Genomic DNA, 24,249 nt, shown 5'->3' with positions numbered 1-24,249 from the left:
GCCGAGCACTACACCAACCCCAATTGCGGTCCAGAGTGGAACTTGACGAATGTTCGGGATAGGATCGTTGCTGGTATTCTGTTCAATGTGTGCGGCGTTTACCAGTCCGTGAGCATCACCATAAGGACACCTTGGCCGTCGAATTCCTTTGTAGTTTTTCCGACTTTCACTCGAGTTTTCGCAAACAAATACCATTCTCGGGTGTTCTCAACTTCAGTGCGACAATGTGAGCTCCGGCTGTAGAAAGCCACCTGGAGTCAACGGATAGTTTGCGGATATACCATCAGTCTCTCCACGCTCTACGGGAATCTCATGAACGAATCGAGCGATGAACTTCAGGCGGACGTGCGACAGTTCCAGGAAGACTTTCACAAGATGCGGGAAGAAATTGCCCGGGTGATCGTCGGTCAACGCGAGATCGTTGAAGGTGTGCTTTACGCACTCATCGCCGGCGGTCATGTGCTGCTGGAAGGTGTGCCAGGGTTGGGGAAAACGTTGTTGGTACGAACGCTTTCCGATGTCCTGCACGCGCGGTTTTCAAGGATTCAATTTACCCCCGACCTGATGCCGGCCGACTTGATTGGGACGAACGTGTTGGTCGAGGCGGAAGACGGCGGACGCGAGTTTCGTTTCGATCGCGGGCCGTTGTTCGGCAACATTGTGCTGGCGGACGAAATCAATCGAGCCACACCGAAAACGCAATCCGCCCTGCTCGAAGCCATGCAGGAACACAGCGTCACCGTCGCGGGGACCACGTACCCGCTGGACGGTCTGTTCTTCGTGATGGCCACACAAAACCCATTAGAAATGGAGGGCACATACCCGCTGCCCGAGGCGCAGTTGGATCGCTTTCTGTTCAAACTCCTCGTAAAGTTTCCGAGCAGTTCCGAACTCGGCACGATTCTCGATCGCACGACCGAGGTGGAAAAACCGACCACTTCCCGGTTGTTTCAACCGGACCGCATTCTCTCGATGTCGAAACTGGCGCGGCGAATTCCGATCGCGGAGGAAGTTCGACAATATGCGATTCGCGTCGTGATGGGCACGCACCCCGAACAAGAAGCCGCCAGCCCGATGGTTCGGCAATTTGTGCGGTACGGTTCGAGTCCCCGCGGAGCACAAGCGTTGATTCTCACAGCGAAAATCAACGCGATTATGGACGGCCGATATCACGTGGCCCGCGACGACATCCGCACCGTCGCCCTGCCCTGTTTACGTCACCGCGTGCTGCTCAACTTCGAAGGCCAAGCCGAAGCCGTTTCGACCGATGCCATCCTCGAAGACGTATTGGAATACGCCTCCCGCCCGTCGAAAGAGACGGCCGCCGTTTGATGGTTTTGACGCGATCTTGGTATTCAATGTGAGGATGGCGGATGGAAGTTGGCGGGAAACGTTGAAAGTTACTACTTGCCATTTTCGATCCTCCATCTTCGATTCTCGAATTCAAAACATGTGGATCACATTTCGACGGACAATGAACATCAACCTCTCCATGAGATAAACGACTCCACTCATGCTTCTTGAACCGGAATTTTTGGCTCGATTGGAATACCTTTCGCTGATTTCACGGCGAGTGTTTCGTGGTCGGCTTCTGGCTCAACGACGGACGAAGCAACTTGGTGGAGGCATTGAGTTCGCCGACCATCGTGAGTATTCCCCCGGCGACGACTTGCGGTATGTCGATTGGCAAATTTACGCCCGGCATGGCGATGTGTTGTTGAAGCGGTTTCAGGAAGAAGAGGATTTGCACGTTTACATTCTGCTCGATGTTTCACCGAGCATGAATTTGGGGGAGCCGAATAAGTTCGATTACGCCCGTCAAATCGCAGCCGCGATGGCCTACATTGCACTGGCCGACTTAGACCGCGTCTCCATTTTGGCGTACGCCGACGCCGTGCGAAGTTGGCAACCACTAACCCGCGGCAAAGACCAAGTGCTCGGCGTCCTGCGATTCCTCGATCGATTGGAACCCGGCGGCGGTCGCACGGATCTGGCAGCGGTCGCCAAAACGCTACTCCACCGGGCGCCCCGCACGGGATTAGTGTTGATCATCAGCGATCTGTACGATCAAGACGGCTTCCGACGTGGCGTGGATTTGCTCCGTCATCGACGGTTTGAACCACATCTCATCCAAGTCCACACCACTGAGGAAGCCAATCCGAATTTGCTCGGCGAGATCGAACTCGAAGACATCGAGACCGGGCTGGATCGAAAAGTCATCATCACCGAAAGTCGGCTCAAGGAATATCGCAAGCGGTTCGCTGAGTTTCTGAAATCAATTGAAATCTACTGCCGAAATTACGGCCTAAGTTGCACGCACTCTACGACGGATGTGCCGTTCGATGAACTCATCCTCCGCATGATGCGAGCCGCGGGAGTAATGAGCTAGTAGTTGTTCAGAGCCAACCGGAGAGAACAGTTTCACGACTTTTAAATCAACCCGCACTTGGGATTGAGGATGGAGGATTGAGGATCGCTTAAAAGAGATTTGCTATCCTCGATCTTCCATCCTCGATCCTCGAAAACGAGCGTTGCAAACGTATCTGTGAGATAGAACCCGCTGACGAAAAAGGTGAACCAATCGAATGCCCTTGGAACTAGCGAATTCGGCGGGATTGTGGTGGGCATTGCTGGCGATTCCGATCATCGCGTTGTTCATTTTGAAAGTCCGACTCCGTCGGCGACAGGTTTCCACGCTGTTGTTTTGGGACCAACTTCTGCAAGAGCATCCGCCGCGAGCCTGGTGGGAACGCTTGAAAAACTTGCTGGCGTTATTGTTGCAGTTGGCGTTTCTGGCGTTGATCGTGGGAGCACTCGTCGATCCATTGTGGTCTTGGCAGAAACGCGACGCTCGGCGGATTATCTACGTCGTCGATAATTCGAGCAGCATGAATGCAATCGACGACGGTGAAACCGGAACGCGATTGGAGCGAGCCAAAACGACACTCAAGCGAATGATCGGCACTTTGCGTCAATACGACACTGCCGCCATCGTGACTGCGGGGGGATTGCCGAAAGTGGCAATGAGTACAACCGGCGATGTCCGTCGCTTGGCCGAAACGGTTCAGCAAATCTCACCAACCGACAGCCCCAGTCAACTTCCCTCCGCGGTGGAACTTGCTCGACGATTAAACGCCGAAAGCCGGGACGGCAATTTTGAGATCATCATCCTCACCGACGGGACTGAGAGAGATAGTGACGAACTTGCGAATGCTGACAACGTCACAGCATATCGGTTTGGCGCGGATGCCCAGAACACGGCGATCACCGCGTTCCAGGTGAGACGGGGGATTACTGACGTCACGAGTTTTCAAGTCCTTGTGGAAGTCACGAATTTTGGTGACGAAACTGTTGATTGTCGATTGGAATTGGAGTTGGAAGAGAGCGTCGTCGATGTCATTCCGCTCACGCTCGAACCGCACAAACCGTGGCGAGAAACGCTTGATCATATTTCGCCCGCCGGGGGACGGTTAATCGCGAAACTCAACATTGAAGACGCACTCGCCACCGATAACCAAGCTCTTGCTGTCCTGCCAACGCAAGATCCGATTCCCGTGGTTGTCGTCACGCCTGGGAGTTTATTTCTGCAAAGCGTCTTCGAAGCGATCCCGAATGTCGAACTCACAATTGCCGAGTCGCTTCCCGATGAATTGCCGCCGGATGCGATCGTTGTGCTGCATCAAACTCAGATCGACACGATTCCGAGTGGTTCGGTGATCGTGATCGATCCGCAATCGGATTCGGACCTGTGGACAGTCGGCGAATCCATCCCCGAACCGATCGTGGTCGAACAAGCCAAAGACTCACCGTTGTTGGCTCACATTCGGCTGCAGAACGTGATGTTCCCCGGCGCGAAGGAGATCAACTTCGTGTCGCAACCGGAATCGCTTTTGGAAAGTCCTGGCGAACAACTTCTGTATGCGAAGTTGCCTCGATCGTCGGGTGATGTGGTGGTGCTGGCAGTGAAACTCGAAGACGGCGATTTGCCGTTACGGATCGCGTTTCCTGTGATGATCAAGAACGCTCTTGATTCGTTTCTCGGCGGCAAAGGCGAATTGCGACCGGCAATTGCGACCGGACAGACCACGGAAATCAACACCGGACGCTCCCAAGCGACAACCGTCACCGAGTTGACGACGACCGATGAGACGAAAAGTCCGTCAGCCGTTCATTCTCCGAATGAGCAGTCGTCGTGGGTGTTGCGATCGCCGAGTGGTTCGATCAAGCCGTTGGCGGTTGGCGAGTCCGTTCGTGTCGGTCCGTTCGACGAAATCGGATTGTGGTGGGCCGGTCCGGAAACGGAAGTCGCGAAAATCGATGACGCCGCTGCCTTCTCTGCCGATCTCGTTCCGATCGCGGTCAATCTGACCAACCCCGCCGAGAGTGACTTGCAGCCGAATTCCGAACTCCCGGAACCGCCCGTGACGAGTGCCGTTTGGGGCGGGCATTCGCTGTGGTTCTATCTGGCGCTCGCTGGCATCATCGGAATTTGCCTCGAGTGGTTCCTATATCAACGCCGAATCGTTGCGTGAGGCTGTCGAAAGCCGGTTTTCGACAGTCAATTGGAACATACCCCTAGCATGTTTTTTCTCAGAATTCTATAACCAGCAACACAACGGAGAATCCGCCAGCGTCGCATTAATTCCGTTCCGTAACCGGGTGCAATCGCCCTCAACAGAAAGACGACTCATGGGCATGACGCTCCGCATTCGGATGTATCGCGACGGTCAAGTCGTCGAGGGTGATCGAGAGTACAGTATTGCCTTTGAGATGGCAGAGACGGTGGACGAACTCTGCGAACAGATCGGCGTGATGGAACTCACGAATTTCTACGACCATTCCGACTTGGAAGCCGAGTTCGCTGCCGACGATGAATTCCCGGAAACCGATCAGGCGTGGTTCACCGCTGCGGATGGGCTGACAACTGTGGAAGCGGTGCTGGCGTCGCTGCACGACCAACCGGTGTCGTCGTTGCCCGAAGAACTCGCGGATGATGAGAGTCGGAACACGCTGATCGACGAACTCGAACACTGCCGCAACACCCTGCGTGAAGCCCTCTCAGAAACCTTGCCGTTTCATTTGCGGGTTGTGATGTAGTGCAGATAATGATGTGATGAGGTCTGGTGTGATGATGTGAGAAATCTCCGATTCAGCGGATTGGCGAAGTGACCGCTCTTCACGACAATCGAAACCAATCATCGAAGTGGATTTTCGTTGCGATTTACATCCTAGGCTTCCTTGTCTTGTATGTACTTAGCACTGGCCCGTATGTTTGGTGTGTCGATCGCGGTTACTTGTCAAGCATTCAAGTAGAGATGCTTGGCGAAATGGTTTACCTTCCTCTAATTCTGTTGTACGACCATTCAGAGTGGTGCGAAGCTGCCTTCGATTGGTATTTTGCGTTTTGGATTCTTCCGTAACTACCTCTCGCCATCCTTCATCTTCGACCCTCCATCCTCTCCGCCCAAAATGCCCGCCTCAAAACGTTTCTCCTCTCTCAATCCCCTAACTGTGGGCACGCTACTTGGCGTGTTGGCGGCGCTGGCGTATACGGGGGCGAATACGTCGCTTCGGTTTCTGGCACGCGAGAGCGGCGGTATGGACTGGGCGTTCTGGGTGACGACTTGGAAGAGCGTGCCAGCGGCTTTGGTGGCTTGGATTTTGATCGGCTATAACCTCTCGCGAAAACAGATCGCGTTGCCGCCGCGGCGAACGTGGGGTGTGCTGATTGCCGGCGGTTTGATGATGCAAATCGGTGGCAACGTGATGTTCCAATGGGCGTTGTCGTTCATCGGACTCGCCCTGACCGTACCGATGACGTTCTCGACGATTTTGCTCTCGAGCGCGATTCTCGGACGCATCTTTCTCAACGAACCGGTCAACAAACAAACGCTCATTGCGATCGGTCTATTGATCCTGGCGATTTGTAGTTTGAGTGCCGGGAGTGGGGAATCGGCACGTTCCGTGCTGGAGACGGTCAGCCCATCAGAAGTGCTCGTGGCGATCGGGGCGGCTATCGTCGCGGGCACGGCGTATGGGTCGGGTGGCGTATTGATCAAAAGCCATCTTCGGGGTGACTTGCCGCTTTCGGCGACGCTCGTGTTCTTCAATACTACCGGCGTCGTCGTGTTGGGAACATTGAGCGCAGTTCGACTTGGCCCTGCGGAATTGATGAGAACGACTCCGGTCGATTTGCTCGCGATGCTCACCGCGGGCGTCTTCAACGCGATTGCGTTCTTCTCACTCGGAGCGGCGCTTCGACGAATTCCGGTCGTACGGGCGAACCTCATCAACGCATCGCAGGCCGCACTGTGTTCTTTTGCAGGCGTAATGTTCTTTCAAGAAGCCGTCACCGTTTGGCTGTTGATTGGCTTCGGACTCACCATCGCCGGCTTAACCATCATGGGCCGCCGATCGCGTGACAAAACTCAGGAATCCAAAGACGGGAGTCAGGAGACAGTGACCGAGGAGAACGAAGCTTGCGAGAAGTCACTTGGTTCCAGACTACTGCAGCATTCGTTTCTAGAAACTGTAGAATTGCACGCAGAACTTCCTTCGACGAACGACCGGGCGTTGGAATTGGCGGGTCGAGACGACTTGCAACTGCCGGCTATTGTTTTGGCTCAGCGACAAACTGCGGGGCGTGGTCGCGGGGCGAATCAGTGGTGGGCCGACGAAGGAACACTCACATTTTCACTCGTCATCGATGCCCACGCATTTCAGTTACCACCTGAACGATGGACGAAGATTTCGCTCGTCGTGGGATTGGCAATCTGCCAAGCGACGCATAAGTTCCTTCAGCCGAATCGCCCTGCTCTCAAGTGGCCGAACGATGTGCTGATCGATGGTCGCAAACTCTGTGGCATCCTCATTGAGATGGCGTCAGCCGGTTCGGGTCGCGTGGTGATTGGCATCGGGCTCAATGTCAATACGGACTTCGAAGCCGCACCGGCGGAAGTTCAGGCTCGAGCGACATCACTTCGCCAAGAAACCGGACACGATCACAACTCGGATGACGTCTTACTCGCTGTGTTGGATGAGTTGGCGGCGGAACTCACTGGGTTATCGACCGAACCCGATTTACCCGGCCGTTGGGACCGCTGGTGTTATCTGACTGGACGGACCGTCGAAGTTGAAAACGGCCAACCGAACACCCACGGACTTTGTCAGGGGATCGACTCCGATGGGGCGTTGCTCATTGATACGTCGGTCGGCACCAAGCGTGTTTACTCCGGCGTGGTGCGAAGCATTTCTTAGAATCGAAGCCGCCAGTTTTGTCGCAAAACTAGGGCACATCTCGCACACGATAATGGCGAGTTTTGCACTTTCCCGCAGGCTCAACCTCACCAAGAATGGCGCAACTTTGTTCACATGAAGTGAAAGCCTATTGGGAGGGAACCTGCGAATGTCGGTTGTGAATTCACGGAACGAAAAGATTCTTCTGCCTCGGTCCGGAGCCGATGGCTTCTGGCGAACGGTGATGGACCATTATGCCGGTCACGACACGCTTCGTTGGAAGTATCTGGCGATGCTCGCGTTGCGGGAAAACAGTGGTTGGCCGCTGGATACGATCGGTCTCGTCTTCGAGCATCCTCGCGGCCACGTCAGTCGTTGCTTGAGAAAGGTCAAAGCCGAACTCTGCGAGCAATTCAGTGCCGACGGCTTTGATGAATGATGGGAATGTCGAAGGACAATCCCATCGGCTCTCCACGTTCAATTCTCAAGTCTCAACTCACATCGGACACTTGGCGATGCAATTACGCACACTTTCGATCACAGACCTCAAACCGGCGCCCTACAATCCTCGGATCGAACTTCGGCCGGGAATGCCAGGGTATGAGCGATTGGCTCGTTCATTGGATCAATTCGAACTCGTGCAGCCAATCGTCTGGAACGAACAAACCGGGCATGTGGTTGGTGGACATCAGCGATTGACGGTCCTGCGAGATCGTGGCGTCACGGAGGTGCCTGTGGTTGTGGTGTCGCTCTCACTCGAACGGGAACAGGCACTCAATGTTGCCTTGAACAACGCGAATGTCGGCGGCGATTGGGACCCGGCGAAACTTGTCGATTTGCTTTCTGAACTCAACGGGCAAGACGACTTCGACGCCACGCTCACCGGCTTCGACGCGGATGAGTTGAAGAATCTCGTTCTGGTTCCCGATCCGAATTTCGAACCGGAGATGTCCGAGGACAAACCCGAAACCGAACCGATCGTGCAGGTCACTTTTGAAATTCCTGAAGAAGATTGGGCGACGTTGCGGGAACGTTTCGATGCTCTCATTGCGGAACTCGATTTGAAAGTCCATGTGCGAATGCCTTCGTCGTAAGAGACGGAGCCCACTTCACTTGATTGTCGGCTTCTCACATCATCACTCCAGACCTCATCGCATCATCATGCAACTAAGCGTCACCTACGATTTCTGTCCCAAACAGGCGAGTTTGAATACCTCGATTGTGATGGACGGCTTCGGCATTGGTTTCGAAACCGGTCAGCACACGATCGCCGATGATTTTGAACTACCAATCCAATCGGGTGACGTGGTGTTGTTCACAGGGGCGTCTGGCTCGGGTAAGTCGAGTTTGATGCGGGCAACTGCCACGCAACTTCGAAACCGCCCTGAGACGAAAGTGGTCGATGTGGAGCAGCTGGAACTTTCGGATCGTGTGCTGGTCGATGCACTAAATGTTCCGGTCCATGAAGCGTTGGCGTTGTTGTCAGCGTGTGGATTGGCGGAAGCCCGATTGTTGTTGAGAACTCCCACAGAACTCAGTGATGGGCAACGGTATCGGTTTCGACTCGCACTTGCGTTGGCTCAGCATCCCGATTGGGTGATCGCGGATGAGTTCACCGCCACACTCGATCGTACACTCGCCAAGATCGTCGCCTTCAACATTCGTCGGCTCGCCGACCGGACAGGAACGGGCTTTCTGTTGGCGACGACTCACAACGATGTCACGTGCGATCTCGATCCGTCATTGCACGTCGTGTGTCGACTCGATGGGCGAACGGAATGCACACGTAACGAGTCGCCCACGTTGCCACGGAGGATCAGTTTCTTTGACGACCTCAAAATCACCGTCGGCAGCAAAGTCGATTGGCCCGCGTTTGCCAGTTGGCATTATCGCAGCCATCATTTGGGGCTCGTGAAACGCGTCTCGGTGCTATGGCATGGCGAGGAAAAAATCGGCATCTGCGTCTTCGCCTCGCCGCCGATTTCCCTGTCACAACGCAACAAGTTTTTCGGTTTGCACGGAAGGTGGTCCCGCACACCGCTGCGAGCGCTGAATTCTCAATTGGTGACGTTATCGCGTGTGGTTCTGCATCCGAGTTATCGCGGTGCCGGGCTGGCAGCGTGGTTCATTCGCGAGAGTTGCCGGGCGTGCCCGTGGTCTTGGATCGAAACGCTCGCCCAGATGGGGCACCTCAATCCGTTCTTTGAAAAAGCCGGGTTCGTCCGCGTAGGCGTGACGCAATCGAAGAATCAATCTCGCCGAGGACATTCCGCAATCTACGGAGGCAACCGTAATGGCCAAACGAAAATCAGCCAAGAAACCCACGAAAAAAGCCGTCACGCGCAGCCGGTCTACTACATCTTCGACAACCGCCCCGAAGCGACCAGAGCCGGAGACGACAACTGAGCCGGCGTTACTTTCGAACGATCAACAGACGGCGGTGCTGGCATTGTTGCAACGTGGGGCGAGTCCGGCGGGGGCGATGCAACAACTGGGATTGTCGATTGATGTGTTTCTTCGCACGGCGATCAAGAACGCGGAGTTTCACGAACGCACAATCGAAGTCACTGACGTCCTCAGCGGCAACGTCAAGGCGGTGTTGTATCGCACGGCGATGGAAGGCAATGTCTCCGCGCAACAAGCCTGGTTGAAGTTGTTCCCCTCGCGGATCGACAACCGCGAACCACCCACGCCTGCGACGTTCGACGAAATCTTGGAGACGTTGACCGATGACCAACTGGTTGAACTGGCCCGTGCGATGGGCGTTGATCTGCCGCACGAAACTAAAGACCACGCATGACCGACGGCAAGCGAGTCGCTCCCCCACCCTGTTCCGCTCGGCCGTGCGACTCAGCGAAGACGCCACCAAACCCTTTGGCCAACTCATTCAACCTTGGCAAGCCACGGACTTTGCCGCTCTCGATCCTGCTTGGTTGTTGCTCGCTGGTCATGATGTCGACACTTCCATTCGCCGCGCTTGGATTGAACGGCCGCGCGGTCATGGGAAGACGGCGGACATGGCATTGCAGTTGGCGTGGATTCTATTGTTCTCGCAACACCGTATTGAGGGTTTGGCCGCAGCGGCCGATCGCGATCAAGGCACGCTGATTCGCGATGCATTATTACGATTGTCATTGGCGAATCCCGAATGGTTTTCGCCTTTGAAATTTTGTCGACATTGGGTCGAGCATCGAGGGACCGGCAGTCGGTTGGAGATTATTTCTTCGGATGTTTCGAGTTCGTATGGAGTGCTCCCCGACTTCGTAATTTGCGACGAACTGTGTCACTGGGAAAAACCGGACTTGTGGCATTCGCTGGTGTCCTCCGCCGCGAAACGTCCAAAGTGTGTGTTAGCCGTACTGACGAACGCGGGTGTCGGACAGGGTTGGCAATGGGATCTTCGCGAGGCTGCTCGGTTGAATGCCCGGAGTCGTCAACCGACCTGGCACTTTTCGAGTCTCGATGGCATTCAAGCCCCGTGGCTTGATCCGCGGCACCTAGAAGAACAGCGAGACTTGCTGCCGACAGAGGTTTACGAACGATTATGGCTCAATCGTTGGCAACAATCTGATGGAGAGTTCATCACCCTCGCCGAAGCGGAATCGTGCCGAGATGATGAATTGATCTACCAAACGGTCGGTGACGCGAATCGCCGATATGTCGCCGCCGTTGACTATGCGGAGAAACACGATTTGACGGTCGGAGTCGTCGTGCATCGCGAAGACTTTGAAGGAGGTTTTCGCCTCGTCGTCGACCGCATGGATGTCGTTGCTCCTAACAAGAATCAACCAACGCGTGTCGATTGGGTCGATGAATGGATGCAAGAAATCCTGGCAGGTTTTCCGCACGTGCGGTTTGTGCTGGATGACTATCAGTTGGTCAGCGTGATTCAACATTGGGGAACGCGGGCGGATGTCACGCGGTTCCCGTTTCGCGGCGGACATGGCAACCATCGACTGGCAACGACGCTGCGAAAACTCATCCTGCACCGCGAACTCACTTGGTATCCCGAATGCGGACAACGCATCGACACGGACACTCGCGACGATCTCGAAACCGAACTTGCATCGCTACTGTTGAAACAAAAATCCGATGGGCACATTCGCATCGATCATCGGAACGACGGACGTCACCACGATGACCGCAGCTTTGCCCTCGGAGCCGCATGCTTGCATCTGCTCGATGAAGAAATGCCGCTGGATTGGATGCGGTTCGACGGCTTCATCGCGTGAAAGCAAGACGATGTGATGTGGTCTCGTGTGATGATGCAAAAGACGACTAACAACCAACTCATCTCGAAAGGACTCGAACCATGCTCGGTTTTCTGCAGGATCAATGGAACACGATTCGTTTGCGGGCTCGGTATCGTCGACTTGTGCAGGAACAACTTGTTTCTCTCACCGAAGCTGATGGACCGCTGCCGGTTGCGGACGATCCTGGTGATTGGATGTTGCTCGGTGGCGAACGCGGTTTATCGGAGTCACAACGGCAGGACTTGCGAACTCAAGCTCGACGATTGGTGGAAAGCAATCCCCACGCTCGCAACGTTCTGCGGCTTCTCGAAATCTATGTGACCGGACCAGGTTTTCAATTGAATGCGGCTCGGATCAATCCGAACGACGAACCGGAATCGTCTCTATCGGTCGATCGCATTTGGAACCGATTCCTACGCGATAACCGGCGACATTTCAGCATTCGGGAATTCGCTCGACGTGTATGGCGGGATGGAGAGTGTTTTCTACGGTTGTTCGATGCGGAAAAGCCCACGGTGCGATTCATCGACCCCGAGCAAATCGGCGAACCGCCTCATCACCCCGGGACTCAGGGCATTGTCACCGAGCCGACCGATGTCGAAACACCGCTTCTGTATTTGGTGATTGATCCCACCGACGGCAGTTTGCAAACTGAGATTCCCGCTGCCGATGTCATTCACACGCGACGCGGTGTGGACTCAAACGAGAGACGTGGTGTGACCTGGTTCGCACCGCTGATCGAACCGCTTGCCCAGTTCGATCACTGGCTCGATACGGAACTCACCGCTCGCAAGCTGCAGGCGTCGATTGTCCTGTGGCGTAAGGTGCAAGGCGGCCCGTCGCGTGCGTCTTCCATCGCCGATGCCTCTCAAACCGGGACACTCTACGAAGCCGGTAGCACGACACGTCGAGAGCGATTTCGGGCGGGCACGATCCTCACGACATCGCAGGGCACGGAGTTGGAGTATCTGCAACCGAATACCAACTTCGGAGACGCTGTGCCGTTAGGACGGTTACTGCTCTTGTGCACGGCGGCGGGTTCCGGGTTGCCGGAGTTCATGTTGACCAGCGATGCCTCCAACGGGAACTTTGCCTCGACAATGGTTGCCGAAGGACCGGCGGTGAAACTGTTCCAGGCCGAACAACAATTCTTCGCGGCAGAGTTGGAACGCCTTTGGGAATGGGTCATTCGGCAGGCGATCACGCAAGGAGAGTTACCAAGCGATACGCTGGACCGCGTCCAACCGGAATGGACATTCCCACAACTCGTCGCGCGGGATCGCAACAAAGATCGCTTAGCCGACGTGAAACTAGCGAATGCAAAAATCCTCAGCCGCGCCGAAGTTGCCCGTCGCGACGGTACGAATCCGACCACCATGCGAACAGAGATCGCCGACGAAGAATGCTGACGTGATGAGGTCTCATGTGCTGATGTGAATTCCCAGTGCCGTCGGTCCCCACCGGCGGCTTTTTTGTTTCGTAGGGTGCGAAATCGTAGGAGCAATACGTAACGCACTGTGTGATCGATGTTCAAACTGATTGGTACGTTTCGCTTCGCTGCACACACCTTACGAAAATCCGCGCAACGCACTCCGCCTAGGTTGAACACGCATGTCACTCACTCGAACGAAAGGATCAGCGATGACTGTGATATCGGAACCGCCGTTGCAACAGTTGGCCGAGGAGATCCGCGATTGGCGGAGCGATGGTTTGATCGTCGATCGCGAGAACCGCTATGTGCGGAACGTCGCACTCGCGGGGACTGTCTCCAAGAACGGTTACCGTTACACCGAACAAGCACTGCAAGAGGCGACCAACCTGTATCGCAACAAACCGGTGTTTCTCGATCATGCTCCGACGGCTTCTCGTGCGACGCATCGCAGCACACGCGATTTGGTAGGTTCGATCGTTAATCCGCGATTCGAAAACGGTCGTGTGCGGGGTGACATCCGCGTGATCGACACCGAAGCCGGTCGCACATTTCTGGCATTGGCCGAATCGGATGGGCCGTCAGTGGGCATGAGTCACGTCGTTCTCGCGAAACGAAACGTCAACGGCACCATCGTCGAACGGCTGGAACAAGTGGTGAGCGTCGACGCGGTCGTCTTCCCGGCTTCGACCGTCACCTTTCGCGAGAGTCATTCACCGACCGACGACGATCAAACGGGCGAATCGTTGACACTCTCCGATCGCATCATCGAAGAGCTAAGTCAGATCCGCGAGCAAATTGCCCATCTGCACACCGAACGAACTGTCCCCAAAACCGTTTCCCCGATTCGTCCCACGAGCGGCGAACGCCAACGGTCCTACACCGAGACACTGACTGACGCCCAAGTGCTCTCCGCGTTGCGACGCCGGTAGTTCAGGAAGCAGCGATCACAAGATAAGTCGCAGGGTGCGAGGAGCGAAACGCCACGCACCAAACGAAAACACAACACACATTTCACCAAGGAAACAGCATGTCTAATCAGTTTCGATTCCGTAGCGGCCAGATGTCGCTTCGGAAAGTCCGGGTGGATTCAAGCACCGTGATCGAAGTTGGCGACTTGGTTTTTCTCGACACCGACGATGTCAAACCCGCGTCCGCTTTTACTTGGGATACCAATCTTGCCACCACGCAGTCCGCGTTCGCCGCGGTGTTCTTGGGCATTGCCCACGAAGCGAGTGCCTCGGGCGAGACGGATCCGATCTCTGTCGATACCAGCCCGCTCTCAGTCTACGAGATGGATGTCGCCAGCGGAGCTTACGAGATCGGCGATGAATTGGGGCCGGATGAATCCTCGTCCACGCTGAACGATCAACAACTCGAAGCTATCGGCAGTGGGGCCACGGGAATCGCCTTCGCCGCCGAGTACAAAACTTCTGGGGCCACGAAACTCCGCGTGCAATTCAAATCCGCCTTCCACGCAGCCACAGCGTAGACGCGGATGATGATGTGATGAGGTCTGACGTGATGATGAAGAAACCGTGACTTGCCCCTCACATCATCAATTCCATCCACGACTCGGTCAGTCACCACGGACAATTCACAACCAACAACGGACAAAACCATGCCGAATGTCAATCTCTCGATGTTGATCGAATCCCTCGGGCCGATGGGGTTCTATGACCGCGTTTGCACGTTGCTCAATGAAGGGCAGCTTTCATCGGACGAGGTGAGTTACTACGAACTGGCAGATGCTTGTGGAGTCTTGCCGCGTTTGCGGTCGATGAATGAGACGCTCTCGCCGACCGCTCACGTGTCTGCGTTGCTCTCGGAGGCCAACCCGGGCGTTGGCACGAATCTGTTCCAAGTTGTGACAGCCGAACTGATCGGTCGGCAAGTCATCGCCGGTTACGAAGACAGCACTGGTTTCATCGGCGACAAACTCGTCACCGTAATGTCCAGCAAACTTCGCAATCAGAAGATCGCTGGTTTCAAAGCGCTAGCCGGTCCGACGGATGTGCCCGAAGGACACTCCTACGAGGAGTCGAGTTTCGAGGACAAGTACGTCACCACCGAAGAAACCAAACAGGGCCGAATTCTTTCCATCAATGAAGAGCTCGTGGCTTTCGATCAAACCGGCGAAATCAATCGACGCGCTCGGGCACTTGGTTATTACTTGCGACAAGAACGAGAACGGACGATCGTGCGAGCCGTCACCGATGCCGACGCAAGCAGCGGCAAATACGTGTACCGTCCCAGTGGCAGCGGTACTCAGCTGTATGCCACAGACGGTTCGAACCGCAACTGGATCGGGGTCGGTAACACGACCAGTACCGACTTCGATGCCGCAGTTCCTCTCGTCGATTGGACCGACGTCGAAACCGCGATGTATTACCGAGCCACTGAAGTTGTCGACGATCGTGTGGACGGTACGCCACGTCCGATCGTCGCACCAGTCCGGCAATTGCTTGTGCCTGAAGCCCTGCGGGGAACGGCTCACAGCATTGTGAACTCGACAGAAGTCACGATGACCGATGGCGATCACCAAACCCGGGTAGCCAATCCGGTTCAAGGTTTGGTGGAAGTCCTCAGTTCACCGTTCATCGACGAACAAGGCGGACAGGCCGCGAGCGACTGGTACATCGGCGACTTCCGCAAGCAATTCGTGTGGAGTGAAATCTGGCCGGTGCAAACCTTCTTGCAACGCGGTGATAGCGTGGCGTCGTTTGAACGAGATGTGGTCCTTCGCGTGAAAGTTCGGCATTACGGCGGCGTCTCCGCGGTCGACACCGCCTTCGTGACCAAGGTCGATGGGGCATAGTCATCGGATGATGGGGTGATGAGGTCTGATGTGATGAGGTACGACTCTACGCCTTCATCACATCACCTCATCACTCGCGACCTCATCACATCATCATTTTTCAAAAGGGGAACACGATGAGCGACCTCGATGACTTGTCCTCGGTCAGTGGTGACGAACTGAGCGAAGACCAAATCCGCGGCATTCTGGCTCAGATCGATTTGGATATCACGAACTTGCTCCGCGATGGCAAACTCTCGGCGCTCAAATACTCGGTGGGCAGTCGCGAGGGGCGTATGACCGATCGGGCGGCGAATCTCCGGGCACTTCTCGAAGCTCGCCAGCATTACCAACAACTGCTGAACTCGTTGCCAAGTTGGACGGTTTCACGCGGCGAAACGGAGGACGAGGCGTGAGTGATTTCGATGATATCCTGAACGCGGACGCACGTGCATTCCGATCGGATTGGTTCGCGGTCTCGGTGTTCCGGCCGGCATTGTACGACGGCGTGTCCTACACAAGTCTGCCGGGGGTGATCAACTCGATCCGCGTCGGTGAACCATGGGACTTCGAACGCTACAAGGTTCCACTAAAAAGTGGCGATGTGACAACCGGCCTCACGCCGAATGGTGTCGACATTGAGATCCGGGCGAGGATCGCATCGGAGACTGAGGCCGACACCACACTCGATGTTTTTGCAGAGATCGAAACGCTTCGCCAAACCCTGCACGGAATGCTCGACGGGCAGTTCGATTTCTATCTTCATCACAACGAACTTTCGAATCGCTATTTCCAGAATTGTTCCGTCGTCCGTTTGGATTACGACGCCTCCGATCCGTCACTGTTGGCATACATTTTGAAACTGCACGCCGACGATCCCGTGATTTACGGTGCGGACGAGTATTGAGCGATCATCGCCGACACACATCATTCCCTCAGAAATGATCAATCACTATGCGACGTATCCTGCACTACTCCGGTTCTCCGACAAACTCTGCCGAGGAACTTTCCGAGCGAGCAATTCTGGGAGCGTGGTTCGAACTTCATCGCCAGGGCGGTTGCGGAGCCGGCGAGGTGAGGCTGCACGACGCGTTTACGGATCGTGCAACCATTGCCATCGGCGATTGGTTGGCTTTCGAGTATGGCTCTGGAAATCGTTGGTATCTCGGACGCGTGATCTCTCGCGAAGCGACAAGTCCGGCGACGATCAGGCTTCAACTGGAAGGCATGGCGTCTGAGTTGGACCATGTTTTTCCGGGCGGCTTTGGTTCAACGGTCAACGGAATCCCGCCGCATCGGTTCGCCCAAGCCGACTTGTTTTCGCTCGATCCAGATTACTCGGAAGAAACCATCGATACCGTGAGCGGGCCAGCGGATGTCGTTCGCGTGCTCGTTCAAGACTACGTCGTTCCGAACACGAACATTCTCTACGACGCTGATCGTATCGACGAACCGCCGAATGCATCCAATGTCACCAGTCTCAAAGTTCGTGGAACGGAATCGGTCACCGCGTTGCTGCGTGACTTGGCAGTTCGTGCACGCGGTGCTGTTTGGGGTGTCGACGAAACCGGTACGTTCTTTTTCGAACCGGCCCCCACAATACCGGCGGCCATCTGGCGAGAAGCGAGTGACTTGACGAAACTCGAAGAAACATACGACCGGCGATTTTTGTTCAATCGGATGATGCTCGTTGGGGATCGCATCTACTCTGCGAACTCGGATGGCACGCAGTCGAGTTATCGATGGCAAGCTCACTATGTGCAGCCGCAAAGTCAGAATACCCACGGCGAACGCAGTATCCGATTGACCGTCCCTTGGATTCGAACCACAAACGATTCTCGAGCGCTTGCGCAGGAGTTTTTTCGATTGTATGCCGAACCGGCGCCACGGTTTTTGGTGGAGACCGGTACGCAAGACTCACTTTTTCGTCCCTGGGTCGGAACCGTGCGAATCGAAAACCGCGACGGTGAGGAGTTGGTTACAGCGTCCGCAGAGACCGTCCGTGTGCAGTTCGATCATTCTCCACGATTTCAACTCCAGCTTGGACGAACCGATCCCCGCCAGATTTGGTCGATGACTGAAAATGACCACCATGGCGAATTGCCGCGAAATGCCGAGAGTGGCTTTGGCGGTGGGGAGATAACGCTCTCGTCGGAAACGAGTTCGAATGGTTCCGGAAATGTTGTCGCGTTCGATCAATTCACGGATACGCAAGGCACGCTGATTGTCAATCACGTTCCAGACATCGGGCCGTCATGGGACCGCTGGAATGCATCGTGGTCGATCGGTTCGTTTCTTGCCAACGCGGTTTCCCCGGATGGACCCGACGGCCTGGCAGTTGTCGATACAGAAATCTCCAATGCCATCGTGTCCGCACGGGTTCGGTTAGCTGGTGGGAATTCACCAGGCAATGGTGGTTTGGTGATGCGGCTGGTCAATCCGTTGAACTATTGGAAACTCATCGTCAATCAGTCGTCGCAAACGCTTGAGCTGGTCGAAGTCACTGCTGGTATACCGACGGTCCGAGCAAGCACAGGTGTTTCCATCGTGGATGGCTCGACCGTGACTTTCGAGGCCACGCTCAATGGTACCGCGGTCGTCGGGCAAGTGACGCATGAAGAAACAAGTTGGAGCGTCAGTTACAACTCCGCATCATCGACCGGAACATCACACGGAATGTGGGCCGACTACGACGAAGCTTCCGGCGGAAACATTCCGCATGCATTCGATGAATTTCGCGTGGATAGTCTGTAGTCGCGACTCGAATCAAACGCAAGAAGTCTCCGGGGGTACAAGTATGGGGAAATCGCTTTTTGCTCGCTTGGAAACGGATGGCAACGAGACAGCTATGCGACTGGAAGACCTTTACGCCGGGCCTCAACCATCGGCATGTTGGCTCATCGGTGGCGGTCCTTCGCTATCGATGTTACCGACGCGAAGAATTGCCGCTTCCGCGTTGCCAAAGATGTCGATCAACCTGGCCGGGATACGGCTTCTCCGCCCAAACTTTTGGACGAGTTACGATCCGACTGCCCGCTTTCACCGCAGTATTTATCTCGACCCGGGAATCACCAAGTTTGTTCACCGGCGTCGAGCAATGGAGATCGTTCCAAACTCGACTTTCAAAGTCTGCGAGTGCCCGAACGTTCTGGTGTTCGATCGTCAAAAACGCGGCTATTCTGAGTTCGTTTCACCGTTGGCCACGGGAATCTTGGATTGGGCAGATTCGTTGGTCCAGGCTATCGATCTTCTTTATCGCCTTGGCTTTCGCATCATCTACCTGGCCGGCTGCGAAATGCAAATTCGCCTTTCGCCCCAGCAGAAAAACTTCGCCAGAAACCGGGGAATCGAACATGATTCGCGGTTGCCACTGAAGCACTTTATGCGGCAGTGCAAACGGGGTGGGATTGCGTCGCAGGATTTCGACCGCATCCCAGGACCATCTCAGTACCATTTCGACGATCGCAAGCCGTTCGCAGCGGCGGTTCAAACGGACTGGCATTAATATCGGATCACACAGATGTTGCGACTCTCTCGCAAGGCGATGGCGTCCGCCGGGTTGCAACTGATTTCAGTCACTCCCCACAGTCGGCTCAACGACTTCTTTCCCTACGTGCCAGTCGGAAGAATTCTTCGGCTGATCGACGCCGACGTTGGTTCTTCGGAACGAGAGTCAGTCAGCGGGTTACTCTGCCGCCAGGAGCCACGTCTGCCAAAGTTGAGAAGTTTCCTGCAAGATATTCCGTCGCCAAAGGAGTTGAACAACAATCCCGAGTTGATTGTCGAAGCAGAAGGACCGATACCGGTTTGATAGGGCAATTTCTCTGCGTTTTTGGCCAGGTGAGTTTGTTTTCGAGACTTAGACTCTGGACCGCGTGAGCAAAATCTCTAAGAATTTCGGAGCGGAAGTCTGTTAGAAATCCCGTGATTGTTACAGAGAAGATCTGAATGCCGATTCAATTCCAATGTCCTTCGTGCAATGCCGCGATTCGTGTTGACGAGGCCGCTGCCGGCAAAAAGGGAAAGTGTCCACAATGCAGTCGGGAACTGCTTGTGCCGCGACCAACCCCAGTCACAGAACAACCTCCAAGCACTGATTTTCCATCGATTTCAGTGCGCGAGTCGTCCCCCACTAGGACTCGGTCTTCGCGTCGTGGTCGGAAGTCGGGTTCGCGATTTTGGTCGATCGTTGCGCCGGTTGGAATGTTTGCGGTCGTTGTCGGCACGATGGTCTTTTTGCTTTGGGAGCAAGGACCGAATCTATCAGGGAAGTTACCCGGAGAGTTCGCGGTCGACTTCGAAATTCCGACCAAGTTGCTCACAGCTGAGGAAATAGGAATTCCGGAGGAAGAGTTCCAAACGCTTGTCGAATCGGTTCGAACGAATCCTCCACCGATTGGACTGATCCCGAAGCGGATGCGGTTGGTGATCGACGCGAACGAAAGTGCAATTCGCTTGAGTCTGCAGAAGACAGACCAAACGGAAGTCGTTCGTGTCTCGGCCGATGCCGACAAGAACCTGCGGGCTTGGTTGTTGGAACATCGACGTGAATTGGAACGTCTGCAGCGTCTGGAGGCAGGCAAAACACTAACAGAGTTCGCGGCTTCACTGCAACGGTCATACGATGAAGACCTGCCGTTCGACACCGCAGGTTGGGCCGACCGGTCGGTTACGCTATTCGAGAGCGGATTGGGATTCGTGACGGAAGCCGTGACGAATGAGAGTCGCCTGCGTTGCGTTCTTGAAAGTGATGCCGGCGAACTCTATTTCTTGATGCCACCATCGACGAAGGCGTTTACGCTTGAAGGCCGCCCAGAGGTCTCAATGGGTTTCGATGGGCAATATGAAGTTCGGCTCAGCCCACCGTCTTCAAACGCGACAGAATGAACCGTTTTGCATCGACGTAAAAAAACGCTTCCAGAAAGCTGGAAGCGTGAGAATATCAATTGAAGAACGATGAGCCTACGCTTGTTCGCGATCAATACGGTTCATCTCATCCAAAACGACGGGATGCCAGGATTCCGAACGTTCGCTGGAAATGGCGTAGTTCTTTCGTGCCCAGGTACGAAGCCGAATTTCCTCAATGAAGTCCAATGCAGATGTGGTTTCTGCGAACGCGTCCGATTGTCCATTGATCGCATTGGGAACGTCGGTCACGGTACTCATTGGTCTCATCTTTCCTGTTAAGGCAGTTCGGCTTTGAGATGTCAAGGAACAGGTCGTTGACGAAAAGGAACGCGTCGGTCTCCTAGTAGATAGACGAAGAACGCTCTGCGACCTCTAGTGCGTGGAAACGTTATCATTCAGCGACATCTCGATTCAAGTCTCACCCAGGTGAAAAATGCTATTTTTCGGAAAAAACTATTGATAGCCGCGAACCTTTGACATTCGTCGGGACTCGCGGCTGAATCGTCAACGATTCGCTGTGGAAATGGGCAGCCGTTTAGCCTTGGGGTCTTCCGGGGGACGGTCGAGCATCAGAAACTCGAACAGGTCCCTCATTTCTTGGGGTTTCAGTTGTTTCTCCAGTCCTTCCGGCATCAACGATACCGGGCTGACTTTCTGAGCCGCCACATCATCGCGGGCGATCACCTCTTGTTTGCCGCCTTGAATTTTGAGGACAACCCGCGTGGGACTGTCTTCCACAAGCAAACCCGTCACAAGTCGCCCATCGACCGTAGCCACGGTGACGGCCCGGTAGTCGGCTCCAATGACCAAGCTGGGGTCGAACACGTTTGAAAGGAGCTGTTCTAAGGAACTGCGACCGTTTCGCGTGATGTCAGGGCCAACTTCCTTGCCTTCGCCATAAATCTGATGACATTGACCGCAAAGCTTGTTGAACACGACCCGGCCGGCGATCGCATCACCCTTGCCGGCTTGGATTTTCTGTTTCCACTGGTTGATGAGTTGCTCACGCGCCGGATCACGCCCTTCTCGGACTATGCCCCAGTGCTTGCGGATACTCTCGGCAAGTTCCTCGTTGCCGGTGGCCATCAAGCGACGAACTTGGTTGATGTTGAGCACGTTGGCCGGAATCTTTTCCTGGCCGATGGCAGCTAACAACTGTTTGGCCCAATTCGGCCGCTGCGTGAGCAATTCAACCACTTTTGGTTGTAAAACCGGTTCCAATTTCGGCCAACTTGCCAGCAGCACGTCGGCAATTTCGTTCGATTGCAACCGACCGAGTGAAACCAACACCGCCTCCCGCAACTCTTGCGGATTGCGTTTCGGCTGATTCAAAATCACTGCCACATCACTTGGCAAATGTGATTCTTGCACCGCGACTAACGCTTGCAATGCTTGGGCACGGCGATGAACCGGAGCGGTCGGGTTCGCAAAGATGGCGCGGATATCTTCCGTCGCTGACTGGTCCTTCCAAAGTGTCGCAATGACTTTCGTGATGAATGTCAACGAGTGGTTATCGGCTTGCCAGATCGTTTCGAATTCCGGCTGCAAGTCTTGGCGGATATTATTGAGCTCGCGGTCGTTGATTTCTCCCGATTGAACACGATCGGCAATTCGTTCCAAGCACAGCCGAGCCGCGTCGAATTGTTCCGCACGGACCAAGCTGCCAACGAGTTTCGAAACTCCCGAGAGATTTGGAGTTCGATCGGAGATCGCCACATCCAACACGCGGGGCAGCAACGCGATTACATTTTTCGAATCCGCAAATTTCGACTGTGCTGCCTGAGTAAAATAGACGTCGGCGTCCTGCTGCAAGTGAGGCAGTAAGTTCTGCCAGACGATGTGCGGGATCAATTGGTCTTCTCCGCATCGATCGAGAACGGTCGTCAGCGTTGGCACCGTTGGTAGACACTCAAGTTTCGCAGCGGCAATCGCGAGTTGCACTTGCACGCGTGGCGATTCTTCACCGTGCACCATTTTCGCCAGTTCGGCTTCCACATTAGGTGCGATTGCTCCAAAATTCCCTGCTGCTCGCACGCCCCACTTGCGAACTTCCGGGTTCGAGTGCGAGAGCAGTTGCTGATGAAACTTCGGATCCAACCGGTGAGATCCCACTAATGCGAACACCGCTCGTAGTCGAACTTTGTCATTGGTAGAATCCGTCAGAGCGAGTTTTTGCAACTCGCGACGGGTTTGCAGACTGGTTCGCGTGTTTGGCTCTGCGAGCCGTTCGGAAAGAATCCGTTGTGACGTCGCGGCGAAGAAACCGTTCTCGCTTTTCAGTCGTTCGATGAGTTGAAGATCCGTCTCGTCGGCCAGGTCAAAGGCTTTGGCGCGTGGTGTGTTCTCGTAGCGAATGCGATAGAGACGACCGTTCAAGCGATCGATACCGGCGGGATCACGGTTGGCGTCTTGATAGCAGTGGTAGCGATCGTACCAATCGAGAACGTACAACGAGCCATCGGGGCCGGTTTTCTGATCGACCGGCATGAACCACACATCGTTGGCGGTGAGGAAGTCCGGTCGAGGTTTTGCGAAGTAAGTCGCACCGCGATCTTCGAGGGTGTCGACATTGATGCAACCGCCGTGAATGTTGCCCATGTAGAGGTGTCCGCGGTACTCCTCCGGGTAGGCGTGGGAATCGTAGTATTCAATTCCACAGTAAGCCGCCATTTGGTGCTTGTGCTTGACGATCGACTCCAGCTTCCACGTGTGCGGCGGATAAGGACCACCCTGCCGATGGTAATAGCCGGATTCCGTGAGATGCCATAGGTGATCGATCACGCACGCACTGATGAACGCATCACCCACCGGATTGAACGCCACACCCCAAGGATTACTCGTGCCCTCGCAGAAGACTTCGAACTCCCAGGTTTTCGGGTGAATGCGGAACAACGCGCATGTGAAGCGGAAACCATCGGGGTTGCTCTTTGCGTGCGGCGAGTCGGCGGGATACTTCACATGACACGCATTGAAAACGCCGTTCAAACCGTAGAGATAACCGTCCGGTCCCCAGGTGAATGAATTCGGAAGTTCGTGCGTGTCGAACCGACCGAACCCAGTGACGACGACCTGGGAAGTGTCGGCTTTCAGGTCTCCGTCGGTGTCTTGCATGAAGAGGATGTCCGGGGCGTTGGCCACCCAGACTCCGCCATGCCCGACGGCAATTCCGGAGGGAATATTTAGGCCTTCAGCGAAGATCGTGGTTTTGTCCATTCGGCCGTCGCCATCGGTGTCTTCCAAGACTTTGATGCGGTCGCGACCGGGGCCGGGTTCTCGTCGGGGGTACTCGAAACTTTCTGTAACCCACACCCGACCTTGCTCGTCGAAAGTCATCGAAACAGGATTGACGAGGTCCGGTTCCGAAGCGACCAATTCGACCGAGAAACCTTCCGGCACGGTCATTTTTTTGATCGCGTCTTGCGGCGAGAGCGGCGGGCCTGGCGGTTGGCTTTGCCGACGCGGAATGAAGTCTTCCGCCATCACAGAACCCACCATACTGAGAGCCAACCCGACTCCCACCCACATCCACCGCACGCGAGCGTCTTTCATTGAAGTCCTCGTTGATCGACGAGTTTGAGCACTAAAGGGAAATCGTCGATTGCGTTGCAACGCAATCGACGCCCAGA

General features: G+C 55.1%; 22 protein-coding genes and 1 pseudogene. 21 read left to right on the top strand and 2 right to left on the bottom strand.

Translation table 11 applies throughout. The annotated features are described in order from the left end of the window. The first annotated feature begins 312 nt into the window (after nt 1-312). From AC5DDB_RS12705 to AC5DDB_RS12605, 21 genes and pseudogenes are all read left to right on the top strand, one after another. A complete protein-coding gene (locus AC5DDB_RS12705; RefSeq protein ID WP_491740098.1) occupies nt 313-1,332 on the top strand; it encodes an AAA family ATPase in 1,020 nt (339 codons plus the stop codon). 181 nt (nt 1,333-1,513) lie between these two features. Further along, entirely contained in the window at nt 1,514-2,389 is an 876-nt protein-coding gene (locus tag AC5DDB_RS12700; protein WP_491740097.1) for a DUF58 domain-containing protein, read from the top strand. Nucleotides 2,390-2,585: 196 nt separating this feature from the next. Then, nucleotides 2,586-4,532, top strand: a complete 1,947-nt coding sequence (locus AC5DDB_RS12695) for a vWA domain-containing protein (RefSeq protein ID WP_491740096.1) — start codon at nt 2,586-2,588, stop codon at nt 4,530-4,532. Nucleotides 4,533-4,695: 163 nt separating this feature from the next. Then, nucleotides 4,696-5,097 (top strand): hypothetical protein, encoded by a 402-nt coding sequence (locus AC5DDB_RS12690; RefSeq protein WP_491740095.1) that lies wholly within the window; start codon nt 4,696-4,698, stop codon nt 5,095-5,097. 414 nt (nt 5,098-5,511) lie between these two features. Then, nucleotides 5,512-7,257, top strand: a complete 1,746-nt coding sequence (locus tag AC5DDB_RS12685) for a biotin--[acetyl-CoA-carboxylase] ligase (RefSeq protein WP_491740094.1) — start codon at nt 5,512-5,514, stop codon at nt 7,255-7,257. 148 nt (nt 7,258-7,405) lie between these two features. Then, complete coding sequence (locus tag AC5DDB_RS12680; protein ID WP_491740093.1) at nt 7,406-7,675, top strand: hypothetical protein; 270 nt, start codon at nt 7,406-7,408, stop codon at nt 7,673-7,675. Nucleotides 7,676-7,751: 76 nt separating this feature from the next. Next, entirely contained in the window at nt 7,752-8,330 is a 579-nt protein-coding gene (locus tag AC5DDB_RS12675) for a ParB N-terminal domain-containing protein (protein WP_491740092.1), read from the top strand. A gap of 67 nt (nt 8,331-8,397) precedes the next feature. Continuing rightward, entirely contained in the window at nt 8,398-9,642 is a 1,245-nt protein-coding gene (locus AC5DDB_RS12670) for an ATP-binding cassette domain-containing protein (RefSeq protein WP_491740091.1), read from the top strand. Then, on the top strand, nt 9,530-10,036 hold the full coding sequence (locus AC5DDB_RS12665) for a hypothetical protein (RefSeq protein ID WP_491740262.1): 507 nt from the start codon (nt 9,530-9,532) through the stop codon (nt 10,034-10,036). The genes AC5DDB_RS12670 and AC5DDB_RS12665 overlap by 113 nt, the downstream gene beginning before the upstream one ends. Continuing rightward, nucleotides 9,966-11,468: a terminase large subunit domain-containing protein gene (locus tag AC5DDB_RS12660; protein WP_491740090.1), complete on the top strand. Its 1,503-nt coding sequence runs from the start codon at nt 9,966-9,968 to the stop codon at nt 11,466-11,468. The genes AC5DDB_RS12665 and AC5DDB_RS12660 overlap by 71 nt, the downstream gene beginning before the upstream one ends. Before the next feature lie 80 nt (nt 11,469-11,548). Further along, a complete protein-coding gene (locus AC5DDB_RS12655) occupies nt 11,549-12,898 on the top strand; it encodes a phage portal protein (RefSeq protein ID WP_491740089.1) in 1,350 nt (449 codons plus the stop codon). Between the two features lie 232 nt (nt 12,899-13,130). Then, a complete protein-coding gene (locus AC5DDB_RS12650; protein ID WP_491740088.1) occupies nt 13,131-13,850 on the top strand; it encodes a hypothetical protein in 720 nt (239 codons plus the stop codon). Between the two features lie 98 nt (nt 13,851-13,948). Beyond that, complete coding sequence (locus AC5DDB_RS12645; protein ID WP_491740087.1) at nt 13,949-14,410, top strand: hypothetical protein; 462 nt, start codon at nt 13,949-13,951, stop codon at nt 14,408-14,410. A 129-nt stretch (nt 14,411-14,539) separates the two neighbouring features. Continuing rightward, nucleotides 14,540-15,736: a phage major capsid protein gene (locus AC5DDB_RS12640; RefSeq protein ID WP_491740086.1), complete on the top strand. Its 1,197-nt coding sequence runs from the start codon at nt 14,540-14,542 to the stop codon at nt 15,734-15,736. 116 nt (nt 15,737-15,852) lie between these two features. Then, nucleotides 15,853-16,131, top strand: a complete 279-nt coding sequence (locus tag AC5DDB_RS12635) for a hypothetical protein (RefSeq protein WP_491740085.1) — start codon at nt 15,853-15,855, stop codon at nt 16,129-16,131. Further along, nucleotides 16,128-16,622: a hypothetical protein gene (locus AC5DDB_RS12630; protein ID WP_491740084.1), complete on the top strand. Its 495-nt coding sequence runs from the start codon at nt 16,128-16,130 to the stop codon at nt 16,620-16,622. Before AC5DDB_RS12635 ends, AC5DDB_RS12630 begins: the two co-directional genes overlap by 4 nt. A gap of 47 nt (nt 16,623-16,669) precedes the next feature. Beyond that, nucleotides 16,670-18,469, top strand: a complete 1,800-nt coding sequence (locus AC5DDB_RS12625) for a hypothetical protein (RefSeq protein WP_491740083.1) — start codon at nt 16,670-16,672, stop codon at nt 18,467-18,469. Then, nucleotides 18,435-19,220 carry a hypothetical protein gene (locus tag AC5DDB_RS12620; RefSeq protein ID WP_491740082.1) on the top strand — a complete coding sequence of 262 codons (786 nt, stop codon included), beginning with the start codon at nt 18,435-18,437 and terminating at the stop codon, nt 19,218-19,220. Before AC5DDB_RS12625 ends, AC5DDB_RS12620 begins: the two co-directional genes overlap by 35 nt. 15 nt (nt 19,221-19,235) lie before the next feature. After that, nucleotides 19,236-19,526 carry a hypothetical protein gene (locus AC5DDB_RS12615; RefSeq protein WP_491740081.1) on the top strand — a complete coding sequence of 97 codons (291 nt, stop codon included), beginning with the start codon at nt 19,236-19,238 and terminating at the stop codon, nt 19,524-19,526. 137 nt (nt 19,527-19,663) lie between these two features. Next, nucleotides 19,664-19,744 (top strand): annotated as a pseudogene (locus tag AC5DDB_RS12610) (MJ0042-type zinc finger domain-containing protein); the annotation flags it as partial. Nucleotides 19,745-19,918: 174 nt separating this feature from the next. Further along, the gene (locus tag AC5DDB_RS12605; RefSeq protein WP_491740261.1) at nt 19,919-20,602 is read left to right on the top strand and encodes a hypothetical protein; all 684 of its coding nucleotides are present in this window, start codon (nt 19,919-19,921) and stop codon (nt 20,600-20,602) included. Between the two features lie 75 nt (nt 20,603-20,677). On the opposite strand, the gene AC5DDB_RS12600 is transcribed toward AC5DDB_RS12605, so the two are convergent. Both AC5DDB_RS12600 and AC5DDB_RS12595 read right to left on the bottom strand, forming a co-directional pair. Then, complete coding sequence (locus AC5DDB_RS12600) at nt 20,678-20,881, bottom strand: hypothetical protein (protein ID WP_491740080.1); 204 nt, start codon at nt 20,879-20,881, stop codon at nt 20,678-20,680. Nucleotides 20,882-21,127: 246 nt separating this feature from the next. Beyond that, complete coding sequence (locus tag AC5DDB_RS12595) at nt 21,128-24,172, bottom strand: PVC-type heme-binding CxxCH protein (protein ID WP_491740079.1); 3,045 nt, start codon at nt 24,170-24,172, stop codon at nt 21,128-21,130. Nucleotides 24,173-24,249: the final 77 nt, after the last annotated feature.

This window comes from Thalassoroseus sp. (assembly GCF_984380535.1).
This window is presented reverse-complemented; position numbering and strand designations above follow the sequence as displayed.